20 protein-coding genes and 1 pseudogene are annotated in these 24,468 nt (G+C 71.4%); 9 read left to right on the top strand and 12 right to left on the bottom strand.

Annotation, left to right across the window (positions count from 1 at the left end):
• Window positions 1-131 precede the first annotated feature (131 nt).
• Complete coding sequence (locus Q4V64_RS29295) at window positions 132-2,693, top strand: DEAD/DEAH box helicase (RefSeq protein ID WP_253266958.1); 2,562 nt, start codon at window positions 132-134, stop codon at window positions 2,691-2,693.
• On the opposite strand, the pseudogene Q4V64_RS29290 reads toward Q4V64_RS29295, so the two are convergent.
• From Q4V64_RS29290 to ssd, 7 genes and pseudogenes are all read right to left on the bottom strand, one after another.
• A pseudogene (locus tag Q4V64_RS29290) lies at window positions 2,674-3,003 on the bottom strand (Rv3654c family TadE-like protein); the annotation flags it as partial. The gene Q4V64_RS29295 and the pseudogene Q4V64_RS29290 sit on opposite strands and share 20 nt — an antisense overlap.
• An 11-nt stretch (window positions 3,004-3,014) precedes the next feature.
• On the bottom strand, window positions 3,015-3,407 hold the full coding sequence (locus tag Q4V64_RS29285) for a TadE family type IV pilus minor pilin (protein ID WP_253266961.1): 393 nt from the start codon (window positions 3,405-3,407) through the stop codon (window positions 3,015-3,017).
• Window positions 3,408-3,414: 7 nt separating this feature from the next.
• Complete coding sequence (locus Q4V64_RS29280; RefSeq protein WP_124440280.1) at window positions 3,415-3,627, bottom strand: DUF4244 domain-containing protein; 213 nt, start codon at window positions 3,625-3,627, stop codon at window positions 3,415-3,417.
• A 150-nt stretch (window positions 3,628-3,777) separates the two neighbouring features.
• Entirely contained in the window at window positions 3,778-4,566 is a 789-nt protein-coding gene (locus Q4V64_RS29275; RefSeq protein ID WP_124440281.1) for a type II secretion system F family protein, read from the bottom strand.
• Window positions 4,563-5,453 (bottom strand): type II secretion system F family protein, encoded by an 891-nt coding sequence (locus tag Q4V64_RS29270; protein ID WP_253266959.1) that lies wholly within the window; start codon window positions 5,451-5,453, stop codon window positions 4,563-4,565. Before Q4V64_RS29270 ends, Q4V64_RS29275 begins: the two co-directional genes overlap by 4 nt.
• Window positions 5,416-6,624, bottom strand: coding sequence for a TadA family conjugal transfer-associated ATPase (locus Q4V64_RS29265; protein WP_124440302.1), 1,209 nt, complete (start codon window positions 6,622-6,624; stop codon window positions 5,416-5,418). The genes Q4V64_RS29270 and Q4V64_RS29265 overlap by 38 nt, the downstream gene beginning before the upstream one ends.
• Window positions 6,625-6,689: 65 nt before the next feature.
• Window positions 6,690-7,802: a septum site-determining protein Ssd gene (ssd, locus tag Q4V64_RS29260; protein WP_124440282.1), complete on the bottom strand. Its 1,113-nt coding sequence runs from the start codon at window positions 7,800-7,802 to the stop codon at window positions 6,690-6,692.
• Between the two features lie 611 nt (window positions 7,803-8,413).
• Between ssd and Q4V64_RS29255 the strand changes: the two genes are divergently transcribed.
• Entirely contained in the window at window positions 8,414-9,247 is an 834-nt protein-coding gene (locus Q4V64_RS29255) for an HAD family hydrolase (protein WP_124440283.1), read from the top strand.
• Window positions 9,248-9,615: 368 nt separating this feature from the next.
• Here the strand turns inward: Q4V64_RS29255 and Q4V64_RS29250 are convergent, their stop codons facing one another.
• Window positions 9,616-10,440, bottom strand: a complete 825-nt coding sequence (locus tag Q4V64_RS29250; RefSeq protein WP_124440284.1) for a Fic family protein — start codon at window positions 10,438-10,440, stop codon at window positions 9,616-9,618.
• A gap of 101 nt (window positions 10,441-10,541) precedes the next feature.
• Here Q4V64_RS29250 and Q4V64_RS29245 point away from each other — a divergent pair, with 101 nt between their 5' ends.
• Window positions 10,542-11,522 carry an ATP-binding protein gene (locus Q4V64_RS29245; protein ID WP_124440285.1) on the top strand — a complete coding sequence of 327 codons (981 nt, stop codon included), beginning with the start codon at window positions 10,542-10,544 and terminating at the stop codon, window positions 11,520-11,522.
• Between the two features lie 6 nt (window positions 11,523-11,528).
• On the opposite strand, the gene Q4V64_RS29240 is transcribed toward Q4V64_RS29245, so the two are convergent.
• Window positions 11,529-12,803 (bottom strand): hypothetical protein, encoded by a 1,275-nt coding sequence (locus Q4V64_RS29240; RefSeq protein ID WP_124440286.1) that lies wholly within the window; start codon window positions 12,801-12,803, stop codon window positions 11,529-11,531.
• 285 nt (window positions 12,804-13,088) lie between these two features.
• Between Q4V64_RS29240 and Q4V64_RS29235 the strand changes: the two genes are divergently transcribed.
• The 6 genes from Q4V64_RS29235 (at window position 13,089) to Q4V64_RS55315 (ending at window position 21,267) form a co-directional block, all read left to right on the top strand.
• A complete protein-coding gene (locus tag Q4V64_RS29235) occupies window positions 13,089-15,476 on the top strand; it encodes a SulP family inorganic anion transporter (protein WP_124440287.1) in 2,388 nt (795 codons plus the stop codon).
• 244 nt (window positions 15,477-15,720) lie between these two features.
• The gene (gene acs, locus Q4V64_RS29230) at window positions 15,721-17,676 is read left to right on the top strand and encodes an acetate--CoA ligase (protein ID WP_124440288.1); all 1,956 of its coding nucleotides are present in this window, start codon (window positions 15,721-15,723) and stop codon (window positions 17,674-17,676) included.
• Between the two features lie 178 nt (window positions 17,677-17,854).
• On the top strand, window positions 17,855-19,291 hold the full coding sequence (nhaA, locus tag Q4V64_RS29225) for a Na+/H+ antiporter NhaA (RefSeq protein ID WP_124440289.1): 1,437 nt from the start codon (window positions 17,855-17,857) through the stop codon (window positions 19,289-19,291).
• Between the two features lie 79 nt (window positions 19,292-19,370).
• Window positions 19,371-19,877: a phage holin family protein gene (locus Q4V64_RS29220; protein ID WP_124440290.1), complete on the top strand. Its 507-nt coding sequence runs from the start codon at window positions 19,371-19,373 to the stop codon at window positions 19,875-19,877.
• On the top strand, window positions 19,874-20,812 hold the full coding sequence (locus Q4V64_RS29215) for an alpha/beta hydrolase (RefSeq protein ID WP_124440291.1): 939 nt from the start codon (window positions 19,874-19,876) through the stop codon (window positions 20,810-20,812). Before Q4V64_RS29220 ends, Q4V64_RS29215 begins: the two co-directional genes overlap by 4 nt.
• Before the next feature lie 269 nt (window positions 20,813-21,081).
• Entirely contained in the window at window positions 21,082-21,267 is a 186-nt protein-coding gene (locus Q4V64_RS55315) for a hypothetical protein (RefSeq protein ID WP_095751291.1), read from the top strand.
• Window positions 21,268-21,311: 44 nt separating this feature from the next.
• Here Q4V64_RS55315 and Q4V64_RS29210 read toward each other — a convergent pair whose 3' ends face one another.
• From Q4V64_RS29210 to nth, 3 genes are all read right to left on the bottom strand, one after another.
• Window positions 21,312-22,511: a MarP family serine protease gene (locus tag Q4V64_RS29210; protein ID WP_124440292.1), complete on the bottom strand. Its 1,200-nt coding sequence runs from the start codon at window positions 22,509-22,511 to the stop codon at window positions 21,312-21,314.
• 116 nt (window positions 22,512-22,627) lie between these two features.
• Window positions 22,628-23,323 (bottom strand): CoA pyrophosphatase, encoded by a 696-nt coding sequence (locus Q4V64_RS29205; RefSeq protein ID WP_124440293.1) that lies wholly within the window; start codon window positions 23,321-23,323, stop codon window positions 22,628-22,630.
• Between the two features lie 76 nt (window positions 23,324-23,399).
• The gene (nth, locus tag Q4V64_RS29200; RefSeq protein ID WP_253266960.1) at window positions 23,400-24,299 is read right to left on the bottom strand and encodes an endonuclease III; all 900 of its coding nucleotides are present in this window, start codon (window positions 24,297-24,299) and stop codon (window positions 23,400-23,402) included.
• Window positions 24,300-24,468 lie beyond the last annotated feature (169 nt).

Here is a 24,468-nt window from a genome sequence, read left to right as displayed (position 1 = left end):
GCCACTTGGGACACCTCGGCTTGAAGCTCCCAGGACGGTTCGCCAGCCGCGATGGCATTCAATCACTTACGGCAGGCGTGCACGACGCCTTGGTCCCATTGTCCGTCACGCCAGTGACACACTCGGTGCCGATGGCCAAGAATCACCGATCCGATCGACCCCGGACGGAACCCGCCTCCCGGCTCTCGCCAGGCACGGTCCTGGACCGGCTCGCCGCGGGGCCGAGCCGGGCTTCGCGCATCACTCATACGGAGCACTTGCCCCCGCGCGAGGGTCGCCATGCCGTCTGGCCGGACCGGATCCGCTCGGAGGTCATCGCCGCGGTGCAGGCCTGCGGAATCGAACACCCCTGGGCCCACCAGGCACGCGCGGCCGAGCACGCCCTGGACGGCGACTCGGTGGTCGTCGCCACCGGCACCGCGTCCGGCAAGTCCCTGGCGTACCTCGTGCCCGTCCTGTCGACGGTTCTGGACGGCTCCGAGGCCCCGAACGGCCGCGGCGCCACCGCCCTCTACCTGGCTCCCACGAAGGCCCTCGCGGCGGATCAGTGCCGGTCCGTGAAGGAACTTTCACAACCTCTGGGCAATTCCGTACGCCCCGCCGTCTACGACGGCGACACGCCGGTCGAGGAACGCGAGTGGGTCCGCCAGTACGCCAACTACGTCCTCACCAACCCGGACATGCTGCATCGCGGCATACTCCCGTCACACCCCCGCTGGTCCTCCTTCCTGCGGTCTTTGAAGTACGTCGTCATCGACGAGTGCCACACCTACCGCGGTGTCTTCGGCTCCCACGTCGCCCAGGTGCTGCGCCGCCTGCGCCGCCTGTGCGCCCGGTACGGCGCCTCGCCCGTGTTCCTGCTGGCCTCCGCGACCGCCGCCGAGCCCTCGGTGGCCGCCCGCCGCCTGACCGGCCTCCCGGTGGTGGAGGTGGCCGACGACGCCTCTCCGCGCGGTGAACTGGTGTTCGCCCTCTGGGAGCCCCCGCTCACCGAACTACAGGGCGAGAAGGGCGCACCTGTCCGCCGTACCGCCACCGCCGAGACGGCCGACCTGCTGACCGACCTCACCGTGCAGGGCGTACGGTCCGTCGCCTTCGTCCGCTCCCGGCGCGGTGCCGAGCTGATCTCGGTGATCGCCCAGGAGCGTCTGGCCGAGGTGGACCGGTCATTGGCCGGGCGTGTCGCGGCGTACCGGGGCGGCTACCTCCCCGAGGAGCGCCGCGCACTCGAACAGGCGCTCCACTCCGGCGAACTCCTCGGCCTGGCCGCGACGACCGCGCTCGAACTCGGCATCGACGTCTCGGGCCTCGACGCCGTGCTGATCGCCGGGTATCCGGGCACGCGCGCGTCCCTGTGGCAGCAGGCGGGCCGCGCCGGCCGCGCGGGGCAGGGCGCCCTCGCCGTCCTGATCGCCCGCGACGACCCCCTGGACACCTTCCTCGTCCACCACCCCGAAGCCCTCTTCGAGCAGCCCGTGGAGTCGACGGTCCTCGACCCCGACAACCCGTACGTGCTCGCCCCGCACCTGTGCGCGGCGGCCGCGGAACTCCCGCTGACCGATGAGGACCTTCCCCTGTTCGGCCCGGCCTGCGCGGAACTGCTTCCGCAACTGGGGGCCGCGAAGCTGCTGCGCCGCCGCACGAAGGCCTGGCACTGGACGCGCCGGGAGCGCGCCGCCGACCTGACCGACATCCGCGGAGAAGGCGGCCGGCCGGTCCAGGTCGTCGAGGCCGGGACGGGCCGCCTGCTGGGCACGGTCGACGAGGGTGCCGCTCACGGCACCGTGCACGAGGGCGCGGTGCACCTGCACCAGGGCCGCACGTATCTCGTGCGCTCCCTCGACCTGGAGGACTCGGTCGCCCTGGTCGAGCAGGCCAGCCCGTCGTATGCGACGGTCGCCCGCGACACCACGTCGATCTCCGTCCTGGAGACGGACATCGAGGTTCCCTGGGGCGACGGACGCCTGTGCTACGGCTCCGTCGAGGTCACCAACCAAGTGGTCTCCTTCCTGCGTCGACGTGTCATCACCGGTGAAGTACTGGGCGAGACGAAGCTCGACCTCCCTCCTCGTACGCTGCGCACGCGTGCCGTGTGGTGGACGGTCACCGAGGACCAGCTGGACGCGGCCCGGATCAACCCCGAGATCCTCGGCGGCGCCCTGCACGCCGCCGAGCACGCGTCGATCGGCATGCTGCCCCTCTTCGCGACCTGCGACCGCTGGGACATCGGCGGCGTGTCCATCCCGCTGCACCCCGACACCCTCCTGCCGACGGTCTTCGTCTACGACGGCCACCCCGGCGGCGCGGGCTTCGCGGAGCGCGCCTTCCACACCGCCCGCGAGTGGCTCACCGCCACCCGCCAAGCCATCGCCTCCTGCGAGTGCGAGGCCGGCTGCCCGTCCTGCATCCAGTCCCCCAAGTGCGGCAACGGGAACGATCCGCTCCACAAGCGAGGGGCCGTACGGCTGCTCACGGAGCTGTTGCGAGGGGCGCCGGACGAGAAGCCGGGGGCGGAGGAGGCAGAGGAGGCAGAGGGGGCGGTGCCGCCGGGGCCGGGAGAGGAGCTGGGCCCGCAGGGTCCTCCAGCGGCACCCGATCCGCAGGAACCGCCGACTCCGGAGGCCCCGCCGACTCCACAGGAGCCGCCGGCTCCGCAGGAACCAACGACTCCACAGGCCCCGCCCGTGCCCTGACCTCCGCCGTGAACGGCCCCCGTCCCGACGCCGCCGTCAGGTCCGAGGTCTCGCCCACGATGGCGCACCGCACGAGCCGCGTGCCCTGGGCTCGGGCCACGTCGTCCGCCCGGCCGCAGGCCGCCGTGGCGCCGTCCGCCCAGTGGTCCGCCGCCGCGAGGGCCGCGAGATCCGCGCCGCCGGCCGCGCGATGCCGGGTCACGACGGCCTGCCCCAGGGCGAGCACCACGCCGAACACCACACACAGCACGGCGATCGCACACACGCTCCACACGGTGGCGGACCCGCGATCCGAGGAGCCGTCCCTCATCGAGCCGAACCTCATCCCTCCGCCCCCACGGTCTCCTCCGCCGATGCCACGGCCTCCTCCCGCACCTCGAAGGGCAGCCCGTGCAGCGCGGCGGGCTTCGCCACGACCGTCACACGGACCTGGTCGCCCTCCCGGCTGACCGTGACCCGCGCGTCGCGCGGTGCCGCCCGACGAGTCGCCTCGACGACCGCGTCGGCCGGATCCTGGCGAGCCGCCGCGCGGGCGCCGGTCCGCGCCGCGTCCACGCACTGGATCTGCGCGGCCACCACGAGCAGCCCCCACACCAGCGCCATCGCGAACATCACCAGCACGGGCAGCACCACGGCCGACTCCGCCGTGACGAACCCTCTGTCCGGCTCCCTCGTGCACCTCCCGCCCGTTACCCGGGCACGGCGCCTGCCCATCTGCCGCTCACGCCCCCTCATCGAGCGCCCGCTCCACGATGGCCTGCAGTTCCGCGTTGACCTGGCCGCTCGTCACCACCTTGTAGAGGACCACCGCGAACGCCACCGCCGCGACAATCCCCATCGCGTACTCCGAGGTGACCATCCCCGTGTCCCTGCGCACCGCACGCACCGCCCCGCACACCAGGGCACGCAGCCGCGCCCGTACCGCCTTGCACATCTCAACCCCCGTGAGGCTCAGTCCTGTTGGTTACTGCCTGCCGCCTGCTGACTACTGCTTGCGGCCCGCCGACTACTGCTTGCTGACTACTGCCTGCTGCCTGCTGCCTGCCTGATCACCTACCGCTGTCTGCCGTCGCCCCACGCCCTGTCACCCACCACCCCCTCCCAGCACCCCGCCCGCCAGCCCGATCACCACGGGCAGCACACCGACCGCGATGAACGCGGGCAGGAAGCACAGCCCCACCGGTGCGGTGACCAGCACGGCCGCCCGCCGTGCCCGTGCCGTCGCGGCACGCGCCCAGTCGGCGCGGGCGTCCGCGGCGAGCCGCGCGACCGGTCCGGCCGCCGGGAGCCCGGAGACGTCGGCCCGTTCCAGCAGCCGCGCCAAGGCGCCGGCGCCCGGTGTCGCGGCGAGCCTCCGCCATGCCTCTCCCGGTGAGCCCCCGAGCCGTGCCTCCGCCGCGCCTCGCGCCAGCCCTTCGCCGACGGGACCGCCCAGGGCCTCACCCACCGCCTGAGCCGCCGTCACCGGAGCGGCGCCCGCGGCGATGCAGGCCGCCAGCAGATCGGCGGCGAGCGGCAGTTGCCGGGCCGCCTCACGGGCATCGCACACCGCCCCGTCCTCGACAGCGGCCTCCCGAAGACGCCATCGCCACAGCCCCGCCGCGAAGCCCAGGCCGACGACGGCGCCGACGATCCCGCCGACCACCACCCACCCCGCACACGCCACACCCACCAGAGGCAGCCACCGCCGAGCCATCTCCCTCACCTGCGGGCGCGGCCCGGCGGACGCCGCGTGCGTGGCGCCCACCAGCTCACCCAGCCGCCGCCGGACCCCGCGCTCCCGTCGCACCGCCGCCGCCCACCGCAGCAGCCACCCGAGGACCAGCGCCGCCCCCACGACACCCCCCAGCCTGTGGACAACTTCCGCGCTCACGCCGCCTCCGCTCCCCGCACGATCCGCATCGCCCACCACATCCCGAGGCCCTCCAGCAGACCGCCGGCCAGCAGACAGCCCAGCCCCGCCCCGGTGTGCAGCAGAACGTGCAGCGGGTCCGCGCCGAGGGCGATCCCGAGGAGGAGCCCGAGGACGGGCAGCGCGGCGAGCATCACCGCCGTGCAGCGGGCTCCCGCCAACTGGGACCGCAGGTCCGCCCGTTGGTCCCGCTCCGCGCGCAACGCCCCTTCCAGCCGGTCGAGTCCGGCCGCGAGCCCCGCGCCCTGGTCCACGGCCACCCGCCAGCACGCGGCCAGGCCCAGCAGCCCTTCGGCGCCCGGCTGCCGTGCGGCGACGGCGAGCGCGGCCGGAACGTCACCGCCGAACCGCGCCGCCGCCAGTACGGCCGCCTGAGCCTCGCCCAGCCCGCCCGACTCCCGCGCGGCCGGCGACAACGCCTCGCCCGGCTGCCGCCCGGCCCGCACCTCCCCGGCGAGCACCCCGCACAGCGCGATCACCGCGTCCCCGCGGCGCTCCCGCGCGCGCCGCGCCTCCCCGGCCAGCCGCACCCGCCGCAACAGCGGCACCCCGGCCGCCCCCGCGACGACCGGCAGTACGGAGGCGCCCAGCACCGCCAGCACCAGCCCGACGGCCACCGACCACCACTCGGCGCGCAGCCGCCCGCGCATCCGCCGCAGTTCGCCGACCAGTTGCCGCCACGTCGGCGGCCCGGCCCCCACCACTCCGCCCCCGGCGAGCAGCAATTGCGCCCGCCGCGCCCCGGAGTGCCTCCCGCCCAGCAACCACACGGCCGCCCCCGCGCACAGCACGGCCGCGCCCATCGACGTCTCACCCATCCCGGTCACCGCTCCCCCGTCCTCGACCATCCCCGTCTCCACACCGGCCCTCTCGCAGCGCCCCCTGAAGCAGCCCCCGCAGCCGCTCCCACCCCCGCTCGTACGCGAACGCCTCCGCGCCCCACCGCAGCGCCGGCACCGTCCGCACCAGCCCCGTGGGATCCCGCTCCAGCACGTGCACCTCGGCGATCCGCCGCTGTCCGGCCCGGTCACGCACGAGATGCAGTACGACCGACAGCGCGGCCGCCAACTGGCTGTGCAGGGCGGCCCGGTCCAGCCCGGCCGCCGTGCCCAGCGCCTCCAGCCGGGCCGGCACATCGCCCGCCGCGTTCGCGTGCACCGTGCCGCAGCCGCCTTCGTGGCCGGTGTTCAACGCGGCCAGCAGATGGACCACTTCGGGCCCGCGCACCTCGCCCACCACCAGCCGGTCCGGCCGCATCCGCAGCGCCTGGCGCACCAGGTCCTGGAGCGTGACGAGTCCGGCGCCCTCCTGGTTGGCGGGTCTGCTCTCCAGCCGTACGACGTGCGGATGCTCCGGCCGCAGCTCGGCGGAGTCCTCGGCGAGCACGATCCGCTCGTCCGGCCCGACCAGCCCCAGCAGGGCGCTGAGCAACGTCGTCTTGCCGCTGCCCGTACCCCCGCTGATGAGGAAGGACAGCCGCGCACTGAGCAGCGCCCGCAGCACCCGGTCCCCGCCGGGCGGCACCGTGCCCGCCGCCACCAGTTCGTCGAGGGTGAAGGCGCGCGGCCGTACCACCCGCAGCGACAGGCAGGTGCAGCCGACGGCGACCGGGGGCAGCACCGCGTGCAGCCGGGTCCCGTCGGGCAGCCGGGCGTCGACCCAGGGGCGTGCGTCGTCCAGTCGGCGTCCGGCCACCGCCGCCAGGCGCTGCGCGAGGCGCCGTACGGCCGCCGCGTCCGGGAAGGAGACGGCGGTCAGCTCCAGGCCGCCGCCCCGGTCCACCCAGACCCGGTCCGGGGCCGACACCAGCACGTCGGTCACCGACGGATCGGCGAGCAGCGGCTCCAGCGGACCGCTGCCGACCAGTTCGGACCGCAACCGCTCGGCGGCACCGAGGACTTCCGCGTCCCCGAGCACCCGTCCCTGTTCCCGCAGGGCCTGCGCCACGCGCGCGGGGGTCGGTTCGCCCCCGCTCTCGGCCAGCCACTGCCGTACGCCGTCCAGCAGCCCCGGCGACATCTCCGCGCCGCCCGCCAGTGCGGCCGCCGGGCCAGGGCTCCCCCGCTCAAGTCCGGAAAACGCGCTCACGCGGCACCCGCCTCCAGCAACGCTCGCTCCCAGAACTCCTTGCAGAAGCGCGCGAGCGGTCCGCGTCCGGCCGCTGCGGGAGGCGCCTTGCTCCCGTGCGGGCGCAGCAGCGCGGACTCCACCGGGACCTCACCGGCCAGGGGCAGTCCGAGCAGCCGGGCCACCTCGCGGTCGTCGAGTCCGGGTGCGTACGGGCCTCGTACCGCCACCCGCAGGTCGCGCAGGACCATGCCGACGGCGGCGGCCACCCGGCCTGCCGCGGCGACGGCCCGCAGTTCGGCGGGGACCACGAGCAGCCCCACGTCGAGCTGGGCGAGGACCTCGGCGACGCCATCGTCGATGCGGCGGGGCAGGTCGACGACGACCGTGCCGCCACGACGCCGGGCTGCGGCGAGCACCGCCCGTACGGCCTGGGGCGGGACGGCGACGCAGTCACCGCGGTCCCAGCTGAGCACCCGCAGGGAGTGCAGATGCGGCAGCGACTCCTCCAGGGCGCCGCCGCCGACCCGCCCGCGTGAGGCCGCGAACGCGGGCCAGCGCAGTCCCTCGGCGCTCTCGCCCCCGAGGAGGACATCTAGTCCGCCGCCCAGCGGATCGGCGTCCACGAGCAGGGTGCGCAGCCCCTCCCGCGCGGAGGTGACGGCGAGGGCGCACGCGAGCGTGGACGCTCCGGCCCCGCCCCGGCCGCCGATCACGCCGACGGTGAACGCTGGGCGGCCGACGCCCTCGGCGACGTCGGCGATGCGGTCGACGAGCCACTGCTCACCGTCGGGCAGCATCAGGACGTGGTCGGCGCCGATCTCGACGGCCCGCTGCCAGACCCCGGAGTCGTCCTGGTCGCGCCCGACCAGCACCACACCGCGTCTGCGCGCGGCTCCGCGCACCCGTCGGGCGGCGTCGTCGCCGACCAGGACGAGCGGTGCGGCCTCCCAGCCTCCCCCGCGCTCCGGCACGCCGTGGTGGACCTCGGGTGTGGCGCCGGCCGCCGCGCACAGGCGCAGCAGGTCGTCGAGCAGTTCGGCGTCCTCGGTGACGATCAACGGCCTGCCCTGCCGCCCTCCGGCGGTGGGCGGTGGCTCCTGTGTGACGGCTCCGGTCACGGTCTCCATCCCCCTTCGGTGCGCCTCGCGCGGCCCTCGGGGCCCCCGCGGTGCGCCTCTCCCGCGGAGCCCTCGCGGCCCCGCGATTCCCCAACATGTGAAGAACCGGCACCCGGCCTCCATATGAACGGCCGATACGAACCGGCCAAACGCGCCCGACTAACCGGAACCAGCAAGGAACTCGGCCCGAGCGGGACGCGTTGGAATCACGGTGCAGCGGTCCCGGAAATCGTGTGGATCTTGGTCGATAACTGTGGACAACTCGACGGTTGTGAATATCGCCGTCACCCATACCGGTGACCTCTGCACCACCCCCTGTGCGACTTCCGCAGAGCAGCGCATCAGCTACACACAGTGACGGATCATGGACATGCCGAAGAGGCGACCACAGCCGCCTCAGCACGGCTCCACAGCCGCTTACAGAAGGGGAGAAACCCACCCGGACATGCGACGACCCCCGCCGGGGGGGAGAGCGGGGGTCGTCTCCACGGCCGACTCGGGGGGGGGGAGGAGTCGGACCGGGTTAGCACGGTCGCGAACGATCCGTGACTTCCATGGTGTACCCGAGAGGCCTCTCAGGCAAACCCACGCGCCCACCTTACGCCGAATGGGCTGCCCCTATGCTCAAGGGCGTGGAAAACCACTCGTTGCCCCGCACAGCCGCCTTCTTTGACCTGGACAAGACGGTCATTGCGAAGTCGAGCACGTTCACCTTCGGCAAGTCCTTCTACCAAGGCGGCCTGATCAACCGCCGGGCCGCCTTGCGTACCGCATATGCCCAGTTCGTCTTCCTCGTCGGCGGCATGGACCACGACCAGATGGAGCGCACGCGCGAGTACCTGTCCGCGCTCGTGCGTGGCTGGAACGTCCAGCAGGTCAAGGAGATCGTCGCCGAGACACTCCACGACCTCATCGACCCGATCATCTACGACGAGGCCGCCTCCCTCATCGAGGAGCACCACACCGCCGGACGCGACGTCGTGATCGTGTCCACGTCGGGCGCCGAGGTGGTGGAGCCGATCGGCGAGCTGCTCGGCGCGGACCGCGTGGTGGCCACCCGCATGGTCGTGGGTGACGACGGCTGCTTCACCGGAGAGGTGGAGTACTACGCGTACGGCCCGACGAAGGCCGAGGCGATCAAGGAGCTGGCCGAGTCCGAGGGATACGACCTCGAGCGCTGTTACGCCTACAGCGACTCGGCGACCGACCTTCCGATGCTCCAGTCCGTCGGCCGTCCCCACGCGGTGAATCCGGACCGCGCGCTGCGCCGCGAGGCACTCGCGCGCGGGTGGCCGATTCTCGATTTCCACCGGCCGGTCCGGCTCAAGCAGCGGTTCCCCAGGTTCTCCGTACCGCCCCGTCCGGCGCTCGTCGCGATGGCGGCGATAGGCGCCGCGGCGGCCACCGCCGGCGTGGTCTGGTACACGAGTCGGCGCCGGGCGACGGCGGTCTGATCGGGCGGTTCACCAGATCCTGGGACATGTTCGACATATCAGCACCCGTTTAACACCCCTTTGAACCTAAAAGTAAAGAAGTGCAGCCAGGGCTTCCGCTTACTGAAGTTCCGGAGTACAAAGAAGTTAACGGCCCGCGAGACCAAGGACTCCGAAAGGATCACCTTTAAACGCAGAATGGCCCACGGACCGAGCATGAACACCGAGCACCCACGCGACGTCGACCCGTCGATTACGGGCCAGCCGCACCAGGGACGGGCCAAGTTCCCGACCTGATGGGCAATATATCGAGGACGCTTGGTAACCCGGTGAACATGCCAGCGGCGGTACGAATTCTCGTACCGCCGCAACCCTTTTCTCCAGGCGCCCTACGCCGCCCCGCGCTGCAGCGCCTCGCACACCGCCGTCGACTCGCGCGCCCCCAGCTCGACCGCCCGGCCGCAGTGGGCGATCCACGCGGCCATGCCCTCCGGAGTGCCGGAGACATAGCCTTCGAGCGCCGCCAGGTAGGCCGCGCGGCCCAGTTCGGCATGGCCGACCTCCGCCGGGCAGACGGACTTCGGGTCCAGACCGCTGCCGACCAGGACGATGCGCTCGGCCGCGCGCGCGACCAGGCCGTTGCGGGAAACGAAGGGGCGCAGCGCGAGGAGTTCGCCGTGCACGACGGCGGCCGTGACCAGCGCGGGCGCCGAACTTCCCGCGATGATCAGCTCGGCGAGCCCTTCCAGCCGGCCGGAGACCTCGTCCGCGCTCGGCAGCGGCAGCTCGACCAGGGGCTCGTCGACCGGCTCGCCCGCATGGCGCGGACGCCCGACCTCGTCGCCCTTGGTCGCGGCCGCCACCAGGTGCAGCCGGGCCAGCACCCGTAGCGGCGACTGCCGCCAGATGGAGAGCAGTTGGCCGGCCTCCGCCGTCAGCCGCAGGGACGCCCCCATGACCCGCGCCTCGTCGTCGCCCCTGAAGTCACTGCGCCGCCGTACCTCTTCCAGGGCCCAGTCCGCGCCGGACAGCGCCGCCGAGCCGCGGGCACCGCGCAGGGCCGCCTCGGAGGTGATCTCGTTGCTGCGGCGCCGCATGACCCGGTGCCCATAGACCCGGTCCACGGCCTTGCGCACGGACTCCACGGACTCGGCCACACCGGGCAGTGAGCCCAGGGCCGCGAGCGGATCGGCGGTCGCGCCTGTCGTACTCATAAGTACGACCCTACGCAGCCCGGGCGCGCACCCCACGAAGGAGTGGTCTTCTTCACCCACGCTCGCCACCCACGGCTATCTCGCCGCTACGCTTGGTGAACATGAAAATTGCTTTCGTCGGGAAGGGCGGCAGCGGCAAGACCACCCTGTCCTCCCTGTTCATCCGGCACCTCGCGGCCGCCGGCGCGCCGGTCGTCGCCATCGACGCCGACATCAACCAGCACCTGGGCCCGGCTCTCGGCCTGGACGAGACCGAGGCGGCCGCGCTGCCCGCGATGGGCGAGCGGCTGCCACTGATCAAGGACTATCTGCGCGGCTCCAACCCGCGCATCGCCTCCGCCGAGACGATGATCAAGACGACCCCGCCCGGCGAGGGCTCCCGGCTGCTGCGGGTGTGCGAGGACAATCCGGTGTACGACGCGTGCGCCCGGCCGGTGGAACTCGACGGCGGCACCGTCCGTTTGATGGTCACCGGCCCCTTCACCGACGCCGACCTGGGGGTCGCCTGCTACCACTCCAAGACGGGAGCGGTGGAGCTGTGCCTGAACCACCTGGTGGACGGCCCCGAGGAATACGTCGTGGTCGACATGACGGCGGGCTCGGACTCCTTCGCCTCCGGCATGTTCACCCGCTTCGACATCACGTTCCTCGTCGCCGAGCCGACCCGGAGGGGGGTCTCCGTCTATCGCCAGTACAAGGAATACGCCAGTGACTACGGCGTCGCCCTCAAGGTCGTCGGCAACAAGGTGCGGGGCGACGACGACCTCGACTTCCTCCGCGCCGAGGTCGGGGACGACCTGCTCGTGACGGTGGGGCACTCGGACTGGGTGCGCGCGCTGGAGAAGGGCCGGCCGCCCCGGTTCGAGTTCCTGGAGGAGGCCAACCGCCGCGCCCTGCGCCGATTGCGGACGGCCGCCGACGCGACGTACGAACTGCGCGACTGGGAGCGCTACACGCGCCAGATGGTGCACTTCCACCTGAAGAACGCGCAGACCTGGGGAAACGAGCGCACCGGGGCCGACCTGGCGGCGCAGGTCGACCCCTCCTTCGTGCTCCGCGAAGGGGTCGCCACCCCCGCGTGAGCGCGGCTACGGCTGGGCCGCCGGCGCCCCGGGCACGCCCTTCGGGGCCGGGGCGGGGCGGCCCGACAGGAAGGACGCCCAGCCCTCTCGCGGGGCCTCGCCGACGTTCAGGGCACGCAGCTTGTGCAGGGTCTTCGGCTCCTGGGCGTCCAGCCAGTCGACGAGTTGGCGGAAGGACACGCAGCGCACCTCGGGTTTGGTGCACACCTCCTCGATGACCTCCTCGACGGCCCGCATGTAGGTGCCGCCGTTCCAGGACTCGAAGTGGTTGCCGATGATCAGGGGCGCGCGGTTGCCGTAGTAGGCGCGTCGGAAGCCCATGAGCAGGCCTTCGCGCATCTGGTCGCCCCAGAAGTCGTGCTTGGCGCGATCCCCCTGGGTCTTGGTGCCCGACTGGTTGACCATGAAGTTGTAGTCCATGGTGAGCTGCTCGTAGGAGTGCCCGGGGAAGGGCACGAGCTGCATCGACAGATCCCACAGGCCGTTTCTCTTCTTCGGCCAGACCTGGTTGTTGACCCCGCTGGTGTCGTAGCGGAAGCCGAGCGGGCGGGCCGCCTTCATGAAGTTCTCCCGGCCCTCCAGGCAGGGTGTGCGGGCGCCGATGAGTTCCTTGTCGTAGTCGAAGGGCAGGGGGGCGGCCTCCTTCAGGCCGGTGTGGGTCTTCCAGAACTTCACGAAGTACTTCGCCTGGGCGATCTCGCTCTTCCACTCCTTCACCGACCACTCACCGACCCCGCCGCCACTGCCGCAGAAGTGGCCGTTGAAGTGGGTGCCGATCTCGTTGCCCTCCAGCCACGCCAGACGCAGCTGCTCCACGGTGTCGGCGATGCCCTGCTCGTCGTTGAAGCCGATGTCCGAGCGGCCCGGCGAGTGCTGCGGTGGCCGGTAGATGTCGCGCTTGTCCTCCGGCAGCAGGTACACACCGCTCAGGAAGTACGTCATCGTCGCGTTGTTCGCCTTGGCGACCTTGCGGAAGTGCGAGAACAGCTTCTGGCCGTCCTCGCCGGCGCCGTCCCAGGAGAACACCACGAACTGCGGGGGCCGCCGGCCGGGCTTGAGGCGTTCCGGTCCGGGCAGGTGCGGCTGCGCTCCGGTGTACGCGGTGGAGCCGTCACCGATGAGGCGGATCGGGCTCTTGGGCGGCGCCTGGGCCGGCTTCGCCTTCTGCGCACCGGGCGCATCTTCCGCAGAACCGTCGGCACCGATCGCGCAACCGGCGAGCGACGCGGCACAGAGCACGGCGACTGCGGCGCCCCCGGTGATCGTCTGGGTGGCGGCCATATTCCGCTCACCTTCTTCCTTCTCTCGGGCCGACGCCGGTGAGGGCGTCCTCAGGTGTCGCGCCGCCAAGGTCGCATAGGACAAAAGAAGGAATTAGTACGACAAGCCGAAGAAATAGCCAGTTCACTCTTCGGGGTGATTGATTAACCCATTTGCCCGGAAAATCCATGCTCAGCCTTTACTCTGCATTACGATTCATTTACCTAGAGTTGATCCATCCCGCCGCTGTACGCCGTGACCCACGGCCGCAACCCGCGACCGCGCCGCCCCGGAGGAGACGGGAACATGTCAGCCTGCGTCCCCCCACGCACCGAAGCTCTCCGCATCCACCAGCCCCACAGCCCGCCGCCGCCCCGGCCCCGCCGCTTCCGCATCGCGGGCGCCGACGTGTCGGCCTCGATCGCGGTCTTCCTGATCGCCCTTCCTCTGTCCCTCGGCATCGCCCTCGCCACCGGCGCGCCCCTCCAGGCCGGACTCGTCGCCGCCGCCGTCGGAGGCCTCGTCGCCGGCCGGCTCGGCGGCTCCCCGCTCCAGGTCAGCGGCCCCGCCGCCGGGCTCACCGTCGTCACCGCCGACCTCATCCACCGCTACGGCTGGCGGACGACCTGCGCCATCACCGTCCTGGCCGGCCTGACCCAACTCGGCCTCGGCTGCCTGCGTGTGGCCCGCTCCGCCCTCGCCGTCAGCCCGGCCGTCGTGCACGGCATGCTCGCCGGCATCGGCGTCACCATCGCCATCGCCCAGATGCACATCGTCCTCGGCGGCACCCCGCAGAGCTCCGTCCCCGACAACCTCCGCGCGCTGCCCGCCCAGTTGGCCGGCCTGCACCCGGCCGCGCTCTCGGTGAGCGCGCTGACCCTGGCCCTGCTGCTGCTCTGGCCGCGGATTCCCGGCCGGATCGGGCGCCTGCTGCACAAGGTCCCGGCCGCGCTCGTCGCCGTCGCCGGGGCCACCGCCGCCGCCTCTCTCGCCGGGCTGACCCTGCCCAAGGTCGACCTGCCGACCTGGAGCAGCCACGCCCTGGCCGGTCTTCCCGAGGGCCCGGTGCTCGGCCTCGTCGCCGCCGTACTGACCACCACGCTGGTGTGCAGCGTGCAGTCGCTGCTCGGCGCGGTCGCCGTGGACAAGCTCGTGGCCGGCCACCCCGATCTGCCCGCCCGCGTCCGACGCTCCGACCTTGACCGCGAACTGCTCGGCCAGGGCGCCGCCAACATCGTCTCCGGCTCGCTCGGCGGGCTGCCCGTCGCGGGCGTGGCCGTGCGCAGTTCGGCGAATGTGCAAGCCGGTGCCGTCAGCCGGAACTCCACGATGCTGCACGGCGTTCTCGTAGTGATCGCCGCGCTGCTGATGGTCCCGATCCTGGAGCTCATCCCGCTCGCCTCGCTCGCCGCCCTGGTGATGGCCGTCGGCATCCAGATGGTGTCCCTGCACCACATCCGCACGGTGACCCGCCACCGAGAGGTGCTGGTCTACGCCGCCACCACACTCGGCGTGGTCGGCTTCGGCGTCCTGGAGGGCGTGACGCTGGGGATCGCCGTGGCCGTCGCCCTCTCCCTGCACCGCCTCGCCCGCACCCGCATCACGCACGACGAGAAGGAAGGAGTCCATTACGTACACGTCCGAGGACAGTTGACGTTCCTCGCGGTGCCGCGGCTCAGCCGGGCCCTGCATCTCGTACCCCAAGGCACCCATGTCGTCGTGGAGTTGGACGGCTCGTTCATGGACCACGCGGCGTACGAGTCGCTGCAGGACTGGCAGAACACGCACACCGCGCAGGGCGGCTCCGTGGAGGTGACCGGCCGCCGCGCCGGAGTCCGGATCGCCGAGCCCGAGAGCCTCGCCGGCATCGGGACCGGCGAACCGGCCACCGACCTCGCACCAGGACGTGCGGGCTGCCGCTGCCGCCCCTGGACGCCCTGGCGCAACCATCAGTGCGAACTCCCGCGGTCCGCGTCGCCGTCCGGTGACGAACAGCCGAGCGAGCCCGGCGGAGCGGGTGAGCCGAGCTCACACCAACTGGCACGTGGCATCAGCGCGTTCCAGCGCCACACCGCACCGCTCGTGCGGGGTGAGCTGGCGAGACTGGCCCGCGAGGGTCAGCGCCCCTCCCAGCTCTTCCTCACCTGCGCCGACTCACGCCTCGTCACGTCGATGATCACCTCCAGTGGTCCCGGCGACCTCTTCGTGGTGCGCAACGTGGGCAACCTCATCCCGCCGCCCGGCCAGGAGAGCGGGGACGACTCGGTGGCGGCCGCGATCGAGTACGCGGTGGACGTGCTGGAGGTGCGCTCCATCACGGTGTGCGGACACTCCGGGTGCGGGGCCATGCAGGCGCTGCTCAGCTCCGATCCCGGGGGCGCCCGGACGCCGCTGAGGCGATGGCTGCGGCACGGGCTGCCCAGCCTGGAGCGCATGGCCGACGACAGCCGGCCGTGGGCCCGGCTGGCCGGACGGGCACCTGCCGACGCGGTCGAGCAGTTGTGTCTGACCAACGTGGTCCAGCAGTTGGAGCACCTGCGCGCCCACGAGTCGGTCGCCCGGGCCCTCAAGGACGGGGCGCTGGAGCTGCACGGGATGTACTTCCACGTGGGCGAGGCGCAGGCGTACTTGCTCACCGAGGCGGGCGGGGACGATGTGTTCGATCACGTGCGGGCGGCGGATCTCTCGGCGTGAATTGCGAATCCGTCGCGCCGACCGGCTGAGTGTGAAAGGCGTTACAGCCGCTGAACTCGGTCCGGTCGGCGTCCGTGGGTACGGATGACCCCCGGCCGCGGAAAAGCCAAGAGACCGAGACACCGGTACGACGAGGACCCCGAATAGGTCTAAACCAATTTCTGATCGGCCCTTGTCACCGGGACCCCCGGTCTGATGAGCTGTGGCCTGGGACACAACGGACACCCTGGGAAAGGCAGATGTCGTGAGCAACGAAAGCCTGGCCAACCTGCTTCGTGAAGAGCGCAGGTTCGCACCCCCCGCCGACCTGGCCGTGAACGCCAACGTCACCGCGGAGGCGTATGAACAGGCCAAGGCTGACAGGCTCGGCTTCTGGGCCGCGCAGGCCCGCCGACTGACCTGGGCCAAGGAACCGACCGAGACGCTGGACTGGTCGAACCCGCCGTTCGCAAAGTGGTTCAAGGACGGCGCGCTCAATGTCGCGTACAACTGCGTGGACCGGCATGTCGAGGCGGGCCATGGCGACCGGGTCGCCATCCACTTCGAGGGAGAACCCGGCGACAGCCGCGCCATCACCTATGCCGAGCTCAAGGACGAGGTCTCCAAGGCCGCGAACGCACTGCTGGAGCTGGGAGTCGAGAAGGGCGACCGGGTCGCGATCTACCTGCCGATGATCCCGGAGACCGCCGTCGCGATGCTGGCCTGCGCCCGCATCGGCGCCGCGCACTCCGTCGTCTTCGGCGGCTTCTCGGCGGACGCGCTCGCGACCCGCATCCAGGACGCCGACGCACGTGTCGTCATCACCTCCGACGGCGGCTGGCGGCGCGGCAAGCCGTCCGCGCTCAAGCCGGCCGTCGACGACGCGGTCGAGCGTGCCGGCAATGTCGAGCACGTGCTCGTGGTCCGCCGTACCGGCCAGGAAGTCGCCTGGAACGACAGCCACGACGTGTGGTGGCACGAGATCGTCGAGCGGCAGTCCGCCGAGCACACGCCCGAGGCGTTCGAGGCCGAGCACCCGCTGTTCATCCTGTACACGTCCGGTACGACGGGGAAGCCGAAGGGCATCCTGCACACCTCCGGCGGCTACCTCACGCAGGTCGCGTACACCCACCACGCCGTCTTCGACCTCAAGCCGGAGACCGACGTGTACTGGTGCACCGCCGACGTCGGCTGGGTCACCGGGCACTCGTACCTCGTCTACGGGCCGCTGGCGAACGGTGCGACCCAGGTCATGTACGAGGGCACGCCGGACACCCCGCACCAGGGCCGGTTCTGGGAGATCGTGCAGAAATACAAGGTCAGCATCCTGTACACCGCGCCCACGGCCATCCGTACGTTCATGAAGTGGGGCGACGACATCCCCGCGAAGTTCGACCTCAGCAGCCTGCGCGTACTGGGGTCGGTGGGTGAGCCCATCAACCCCGAGGCCTGGATCTGGTACCGCAAGCACATCGGCGCGGACACGACGCCGATCGTGGACACCTGGTGGCAGACCGAGACCGGCGCGATGATGATCTCGCCGCTGCCGGGCGTGACGCAGACCAAGCCGGGGTCCGCGCAGACGCCGCTGCCCGGCATCTCGGCGACCGTCGTCGACGACGAGGCAGGCGAGGTGCCCAACGGCGGTGGCGGCTACCTGGTCCTCACCGAGCCGTGGCCGTCGATGCTGCGCACCATCTGGGGCGACGACCAGCGGTTCCTCGACACGTACTGGTCGCGCTTCGAGGGCAAGTACTTCGCCGGCGACGGCGCGAAGAAGGACGACGACGGGGACATCTGGCTGCTGGGCCGGGTGGACGACGTGATGCTCGTGTCCGGGCACAACATCTCCACCACCGAGGTCGAGTCGGCGCTCGTCTCCCACCCGTCGGTCGCCGAGGCGGCCGTGGTGGGCGCAGCGGACGAGACGACGGGCCAGGCCATCGTCGCCTTCGTCATCCTGCGCGGTACGGCGGCGGAGACCGAGACCCTGGTGGGCGACCTGCGCAACCACGTCGGCGCCGCCCTCGGCCCGATCGCCAAGCCCAAGCGGATCCTGCCGGTGGCCGAGCTGCCGAAGACCCGCTCCGGCAAGATCATGCGCCGTCTGCTGCGCGATGTCGCCGAGAACCGTCAGCTCGGAGACGTGACGACCCTGACGGACTCGACCGTCATGGACCTCATCCAGGCGAAGCTGCCGGCGGCTCCGAGCGAGGACTGAGAGTACGTACGGCCATGAGGGGCACCCGGTGACCAGCGCGCCGGGTGCTCTTTTCATCCCTAACGTGAGGATCACCGGATTCCTCCCGGCGCATATTAGGTAGGCTAAGCAAAATAGGTGCGCCGGGAAGTCTGGTCGGCATGTGTTCCGTCCTGCCCACCGACCGGAGGTCCCCGCCGTGTCCGCGCCCCGCCCCTCCCCCGCCCGCAAGGTCTTCGGCCGTCTGTCCCTCCCGGAGCGGACCTTCGTCGCGGACGCGCTGCGTACCGAGACCGTCGGCGGAATGCTGCTGCTCGTCGCCGCGGTCACCGCGCTGATCTGGGCGAACATACCCGCGCTGCACGACAGCTACGAGAGCGTCAGTCACTTCCACCTCGGCCCCCAAGCCCTGGGCCTGGACCTGTCGGTCGCGCACTGGGCCGCCGACGGACTCCTGGCGATCTTCTTCTTCGTCGCCGGCATCGAGCTCAAGCGCGAGCTGGTCGCCGGTGACCTCAAGGACCCCAAGGCCGCCGTACTGCCGGTGGTGGCGGCCCTGTGTGGCATGGCCGTACCGGCGCTCGTCTACACCCTCACCAACGTCACCGGCGGCGGATCGCTCCAAGGCTGGGCCGTCCCCACCGCCACCGACATCGCCTTCGCGCTGGCGGTGCTCGCCGTCATCGGCACGTCCCTGCCGAGCGCGCTGCGCGCCTTCCTGCTGACCCTCGCCGTCGTCGACGACCTGTTCGCGATCCTGATCATCGCGGTCTTCTTCACCGACACCATCGACTTCGCCGCGCTCGGCGGCGCTGTCGTCGGCCTGGCGGTCTTCTGGCTGCTGCTGAGGAAGGGCGTACGCGGCTGGTACGTGTACCTTCCGCTCGCGCTCGTCATCTGGGCGCTGATGTACAACAGCGGCGTCCACGCCACCATCGCGGGCGTCTCGATGGGCCTGATGCTGCGCTGCCACCGCCATGAGGGCGAGGCGCGCTCCCCCGGCGAGCACATCGAACATCTCGTACGGCCGCTGTCGGCGGGCCTGGCGGTGCCGCTGTTCGCGCTGTTCAGCGCGGGTGTCTCGATCTCCGGCGGCGCACTCGGCCAGGTATTCACCCAGCCGGAGACCCTCGGCGTGGTCCTCGGGCTCGTCGTCGGCAAGGCGCTCGGCATCTTCGGCGGCACCTGGCTGACGGCCCGCTTCACCCGGGCCTCGCTCAGCGACGACCTCGCGTGGGCGGACGTGTTCGCGGTGGCCACGCTGGCCGGGATCGGCTTCACCGTGTCGCTGCTCATCGGCGAGCTCGCCTTCGAGGGCGACGCGGCCCTCACGGACGACGTCAAGGCCGCCGTACTGACGGGCTCGCTCATCGCGGCCCTCCTCGCGAGCGTCCTGCTGAAGGTACGGAACACCAAGTACCGCAGGCTGTGCGAGGCAGAAGAGCGCGACGAGGACCTCGACGGCATCCCGGACATCTACGAGGAGGACGACCCGGCGTACCACCTGCGGATGGCCGACATCCACGACCGCAAGGCCGCCGAGCACCGCCGGCTCGCCGAACTGAAGGCCGCAGAACGCCACGCGCTTGCGGAAGTGACGGGCGGGGCAGGCGAGGAGAACGACCGTCCGGCATGATCTGACGGGACGGTACAAATGGATCGTCCCCAGTCAGGCAACGACAGCGGAAACACGACAGCAGAAAAGGGAGAACGCGATGAGCGCACCCGACGGCAGCCCGGTCGGCGCCGAACGCAGCATCGGCCAGCTGTTCGCCTCCGCGACGACCGAGATGTCGGCGCTGGTGCACGACGAGATCGCGCTGGCGAAGGCGCAGCTCAAACAGGACGTCAAGCGCGGCGCGACGAGCGGCGGCGCGTTCACGGTGGCCGGTGCGGTCCTGGTCTTCTCCCTGCCGATGCTCAACTTCGCGCTGGCGTACGGCATCCGGACCTGGACCGACTGGAACCTCGCGATCTGCTTCCTGCTGTCCTTCGCGGCGAACGTGCTCCTCGCGCTCGCCCTCACGCTGATCGGCGTGGTCTTCGCGAAGAAGGCGAAGAAGGGCAAGGGACCGCAGAAGGTCGCCGCCTCGGTGAAGCAGACGGCGGGCGTCCTGCAGAAGGCGAAGCCGCACCCGCGGCCGGGCACGGACAACAAGGTGCTGGAGGACCGAGTCCGTAACGCGAAGGCCATCGAGGGTGTGGCACGCTCATCGTCATGACGGATCCCGCCACCCCTTCGGCGCAACCCGCCTCGGTCGTACGACCGGACGGTCCCTGGACGCACCGGGAGGTCGCCGCCAACGGCGCGCGCTTCCACATCGCCGAGGTAGGCGACGGGCCGCTGGTGCTGCTGCTGCACGGCTTCCCGCAGTTCTGGTGGACCTGGCGGCACCAGCTCACCGCACTCGCCGACGCGGGCTTCCGGGCCGTCGCCATGGACCTGCGCGGCGTCGGCGGCAGCGACCGCACCCCGCGCGGTTACGACCCCGCCAACCTCGCCCTCGACGTCACCGGCGTGATCCGCTCCCTCGGCGAGCCGGACGCCGCGCTGGTCGGCCACGACCTCGGCGGCTACCTGGCGTGGACGGCGGCCGCGATGCGCCCGAAGCTGGTACGGCGGCTCGCGGTGGCGTCGATGCCGCATCCCCGGCGCTGGCGCTCGGCGATGCTCTCGGACGCCAAGCAGACGCGCGCGGGTTCCTACATCTGGGGGTTCCAGCGCCCCTGGATCCCGGAGCGACAGCTCACCGCGGACGACGGCGCGCTCGTCGCCCGTCTCATCCGGGACTGGTCCGGGCCGAGCCTGCCGGACGACGAGGCGGTTGAGACGTACCGCCGCGCGATCTGCATCCCGTCGACCGCGCACTGCTCGATCGAGCCGTACCGGTGGATGGTCCGGTCGATGGCCCGCCCGGACGGCATCCAGTTCAACCGGCGCATGAAGCGACCGGTGCGCGTGCCGACCCTCCACCTCCACGGCTCGCTCGACCCGGTGATGCGCACCCGCAGCGCGGCAGGCTCCGGCGAGTACGTCGAAGCGCCGTACCGCTGGCGGCTGTTCGACGGCCTCGGGCATTTTCCGCATGAAGAGGATCCAACGGCCTTCTCCGCTGAGTTGGTCAACTGGCTCAAAGATCCCGAGCCGGACCGGTGAAGCGCGGCTGGGGGTCCGGGGGCCCGGGGCGGAGCCGCTGATGTCACAGCCCCCGGGAAGGCACAGCCCGCATGAAGAGGACCCGGTCGCCTTCTCCACGGAACTGGTCAACTGGTTGAGAGACCCCGAACCCGATCGGTGACCGCGTCGATGCGCCCGGTATCCGAGCCTGAACACGTGTACTACGAACAGCCAATTGCCTGGCGCATAGGCCAATTGGGGGGCGTGGAAGCGGTTATCGACCTTGGGGCAGGGGCAGACGTCGGGGTATGGGCTGGACGCACGACTACAGTGACGCAGCACGCAATCGACGCTCGGCCGGAGGCCTGAGCTCCCACCAGCGAGGCGGTGCCCCGCAGATGCCGGGCGGCACGGACCTGAGGGTGGGCATCCCGCGCATTCTGCGCCGCCGGGCCCGCTGGGTCTCGGTACGCCTGCGTCACCCTCGCGGCTGACCCCTTCCGAGGCCTCGCGTCACTCCGGCGGCTGACGCCCCCGTTCACAGCGCGCAGCTGTCGCTGTCCACCTGCTGGTTCGCGGTGCGCCCCTGGGTGATGTCCTCCTGGATCTCGTCCGAGGTGAGCGCGTACCCGGTGTCGGCGTCGTCGAGGGACTTCGCGAAGACCACGCCGTACACCTTCCCTTCGGGGGTGAGCAGCGGGCCGCCGGAGTTGCCCTGGCGGACGGTCGCGTACAGCGAGTAGACGTCGCGGCGGACGGTGCCTCGGTGGTAGATGTCCGGGCCGTTGGCCGTGATGCGCCCGCGCACGCGCGCGGCCCGCACGTCGTACGCGCCGTTCTCCGGGAAGCCCGCGACGATCGCGCTGTCGCCGCCGGCCGCGTCCTCGGAGGTGAACTGCAGCGCGGGCGTGTTCAGATCCGGTACGTCGAGTACGGCGATGTCGCGCTCCCAGTCGTAGAGGACGACCGTCGCGTCGTACTTCCTGCCCTCGCCGCCTATCTGCACGGTGGGTTCGTCGACGCCGCCCACCACATGCGCGTTGGTCATGACCCGGCGGTCGGAGAAGACGAAGCCGGTGCCCTCCAGGACCTTGCCGCAACTCTGGGCGGTCCCCGTGACCTTGACGATGGAACGCTGGGCGCGGGTGGCCACGGGGCTGTTCGCCAGGGCGGGATCGGGGGGCTGTACGTCGGTGATCGGCTCGTTCGAGAACGGGCTGAAGACCTGCGGGAAGCCGTTCTGCGCGAGGACCGAGGAAAAGTCCGCGAACCAGGTGTCGGCCTGGGTGGGCAGCACCCGGGAGACGCCGAGCAGCACCTTGGAGCTGCGGACCTCCTTGCCGAGCGTCGGCAGGGTGGTGCCCGCGAGGGCGGAGCCGATCAGCCAGGCGACCAGGAGCATCGCCACGACGTTGACCAGCGCGCCGCCGGTGGCGTCCAGGGCGCGGGCCGGGGACCAGGTGATGTACCGGCGCAGCTTGCTGCCGAGGTGGGTGGTCAGGGCCTGGCCGACGGAGGCGCAGACGATGACGACGACGACCGCGACGACGGCGGCGGTCGTGCCGACCTCCGCGTTGTCGGTCAGCGCGTCCCAGATGACGGGCAGCGCGTAGACCGCGACGAGACCGCCGCCCAGGAAGCCGATCACCGACAGGATGCCTACGACGAAGCCCTGGCGATAGCCGACGATCGCAAACCACACGGCGGCGACCAGCAACAGGATGTCCAGCACGTTCACCGGTTCGAGCCTCGCCTCATCACTTGCGGTCACCACAGGTCGGCCGGGGTCCGGGGGCCCGCGGCGGAGCCGCTGATGTCGCGGCCCCGGGAAGACACAGTACGGAGATCACCCTGTCATGCGTGCCAGTCGAGCGGGACCTCCTTGCCCCGGTCCCAGGGCAGCTCCCAGCCTGCGAAATGGAGCAGGCGGTCGATGATTCCGGCCGTGAAACCCCACACCAGGGCCGATTCGACCAGAAATGCCGGACCTCGGTGACCTCTGGGGTGAACGGTCGTGGCGCGATTGTCGGGATCCGTGAGATCTGCCACGGGAACGGTGAAGACCCGCGCGGTCTCGTTCGGATCCACGACCCCCACCGGACTCGGCTCGCGCCACCAGCCCAGCACCGGTGTCACGACGAACCCGCTGACCGGGATGTACAGCGCGGGCAGCACGCCGAAGAGCTGGACGCCGGCCGGATCGAGCCCGGTCTCCTCCTCGGCCTCGCGCAGGGCGGCCCTCAGAGGTCCGTCGGCCTTCGGATCGCCGTCCTCCGGATCGAGCGCGCCGCCCGGGAAAGAGGGCTGTCCGGCATGCGAACGCAGCGAGCTCGCCCGCTCCATCAGCAGCAGCTCCGGCCCGTGCTCGCCCTCACCGAAGAGGACGAGCACGGCGGACTGCCGCCCCGCCCCGTCCTCCGGCGGCAGGAAACGGCTCAACTGCAGCGGCTCGACCGTCTCGACGGCGTGCACCACCGGGTCCAGCCATGCGGGCAGCCCCTCCTTGCTGAGCGTCACCGGCCCGCCCTGTGTGTTGCTCGCCCGCGTCATCGCCACCCCCGTCGTTCTGCTGGATCCAACGGCCGGCGGCCTCGAGATCGTTCCTGGGAACGCACCCAAGAGCGGCTCATCCGGCCCCCAACGGGGGCGCGGGTTTCCCGCCCGCGTCCAGATAGGCCTGCGGGGGCTTCAGGCGCTGGCCCGGGAAGCCGCCCTTCTCGTACTTGAGGAGTTTCTTCGCCTTCTCCGGGTCCGTCTCGCCCTCGCCGTACGCCGGGCAGAGCGGGGCGATGGGGCAGGCACCGCAGGCGGGCTTGCGGGCGTGGCAGATGCGGCGGCCGTGCCAGATCACGTGGTGCGAGAGGTCCGTCCAGTCGCTCTTGGGGAAGAGCGCGCCGACGGCGGCCTCGATCTTGTCGGGATCGCTCTCCTCGGTCCACCGCCAGCGCCGCACCAGCCGCTGGAAGTGCGTGTCCACGGTGATGCCGGGCCGCCCGAAGGCGTTGCCCAGCACGACGAAGGCGGTCTTGCGGCCGACTCCGGGCAGTTTGACGAGGTCTTCGAGGCGGCCGGGGACCTCGCCGCCGTGGTTGTCCACCAGGGCCTTGGACAGTCCTATGACGGACCTGGTCTTGGCCCGGAAGAACCCGCACGGCCGGAGGATCTCCTCGACCACCTCGGGGTTGGCCGCGGCCAGGTCCTCGGGGGTGGGGTACTTGGCGAAGAGGGCGGGCGTCGTCTGGTTGACCCTGAGGTCGGTGGTCTGGGCGGACAGGACCGTGGCGACGATCAGCTGGAAGGGGTTGTCGAAGTCGAGCTCCGGATGGGCGTACGGGTAGACCTCGGCGAGCTCGCGGTTGATCCGGCGGGCGCGGCGCACCAGGGCGGTACGCGACTCGCTCTTCGACGGCTTCACCGCGACGGTCTTCACGGGGGCGGCCTTCTCGACGCCGACCGAGGCCTTCTTGGGCGCGACGGTCGCCTTCTTCACCGAGGCGGTCTTCTTCACCGAGGCGGTCTTCTTCACCGGAGCCTTCTTCGCCCCTTTCGTCGCTTTCCTGTCTCCGCCGGGGTCTTGTTCGCCCACGGCGGAATCTCGACGTACAACCACCCGCCCAGCCCCCTTGGACCTGTGCTCTACCGGCGATTTGGACACCCGGCCAGCCTAAAGCCCGGCACTGACATCCGCCCCGGAC

It is taken from the genome of Streptomyces sp. NL15-2K, from assembly GCF_030551255.1.
GTDB lineage: Bacteria > Actinomycetota > Actinomycetes > Streptomycetales > Streptomycetaceae > Streptomyces.
The sequence above is the reverse complement of the archived record's forward strand: the minus strand, read 5'-3'. Positions and strand labels throughout refer to the sequence as shown.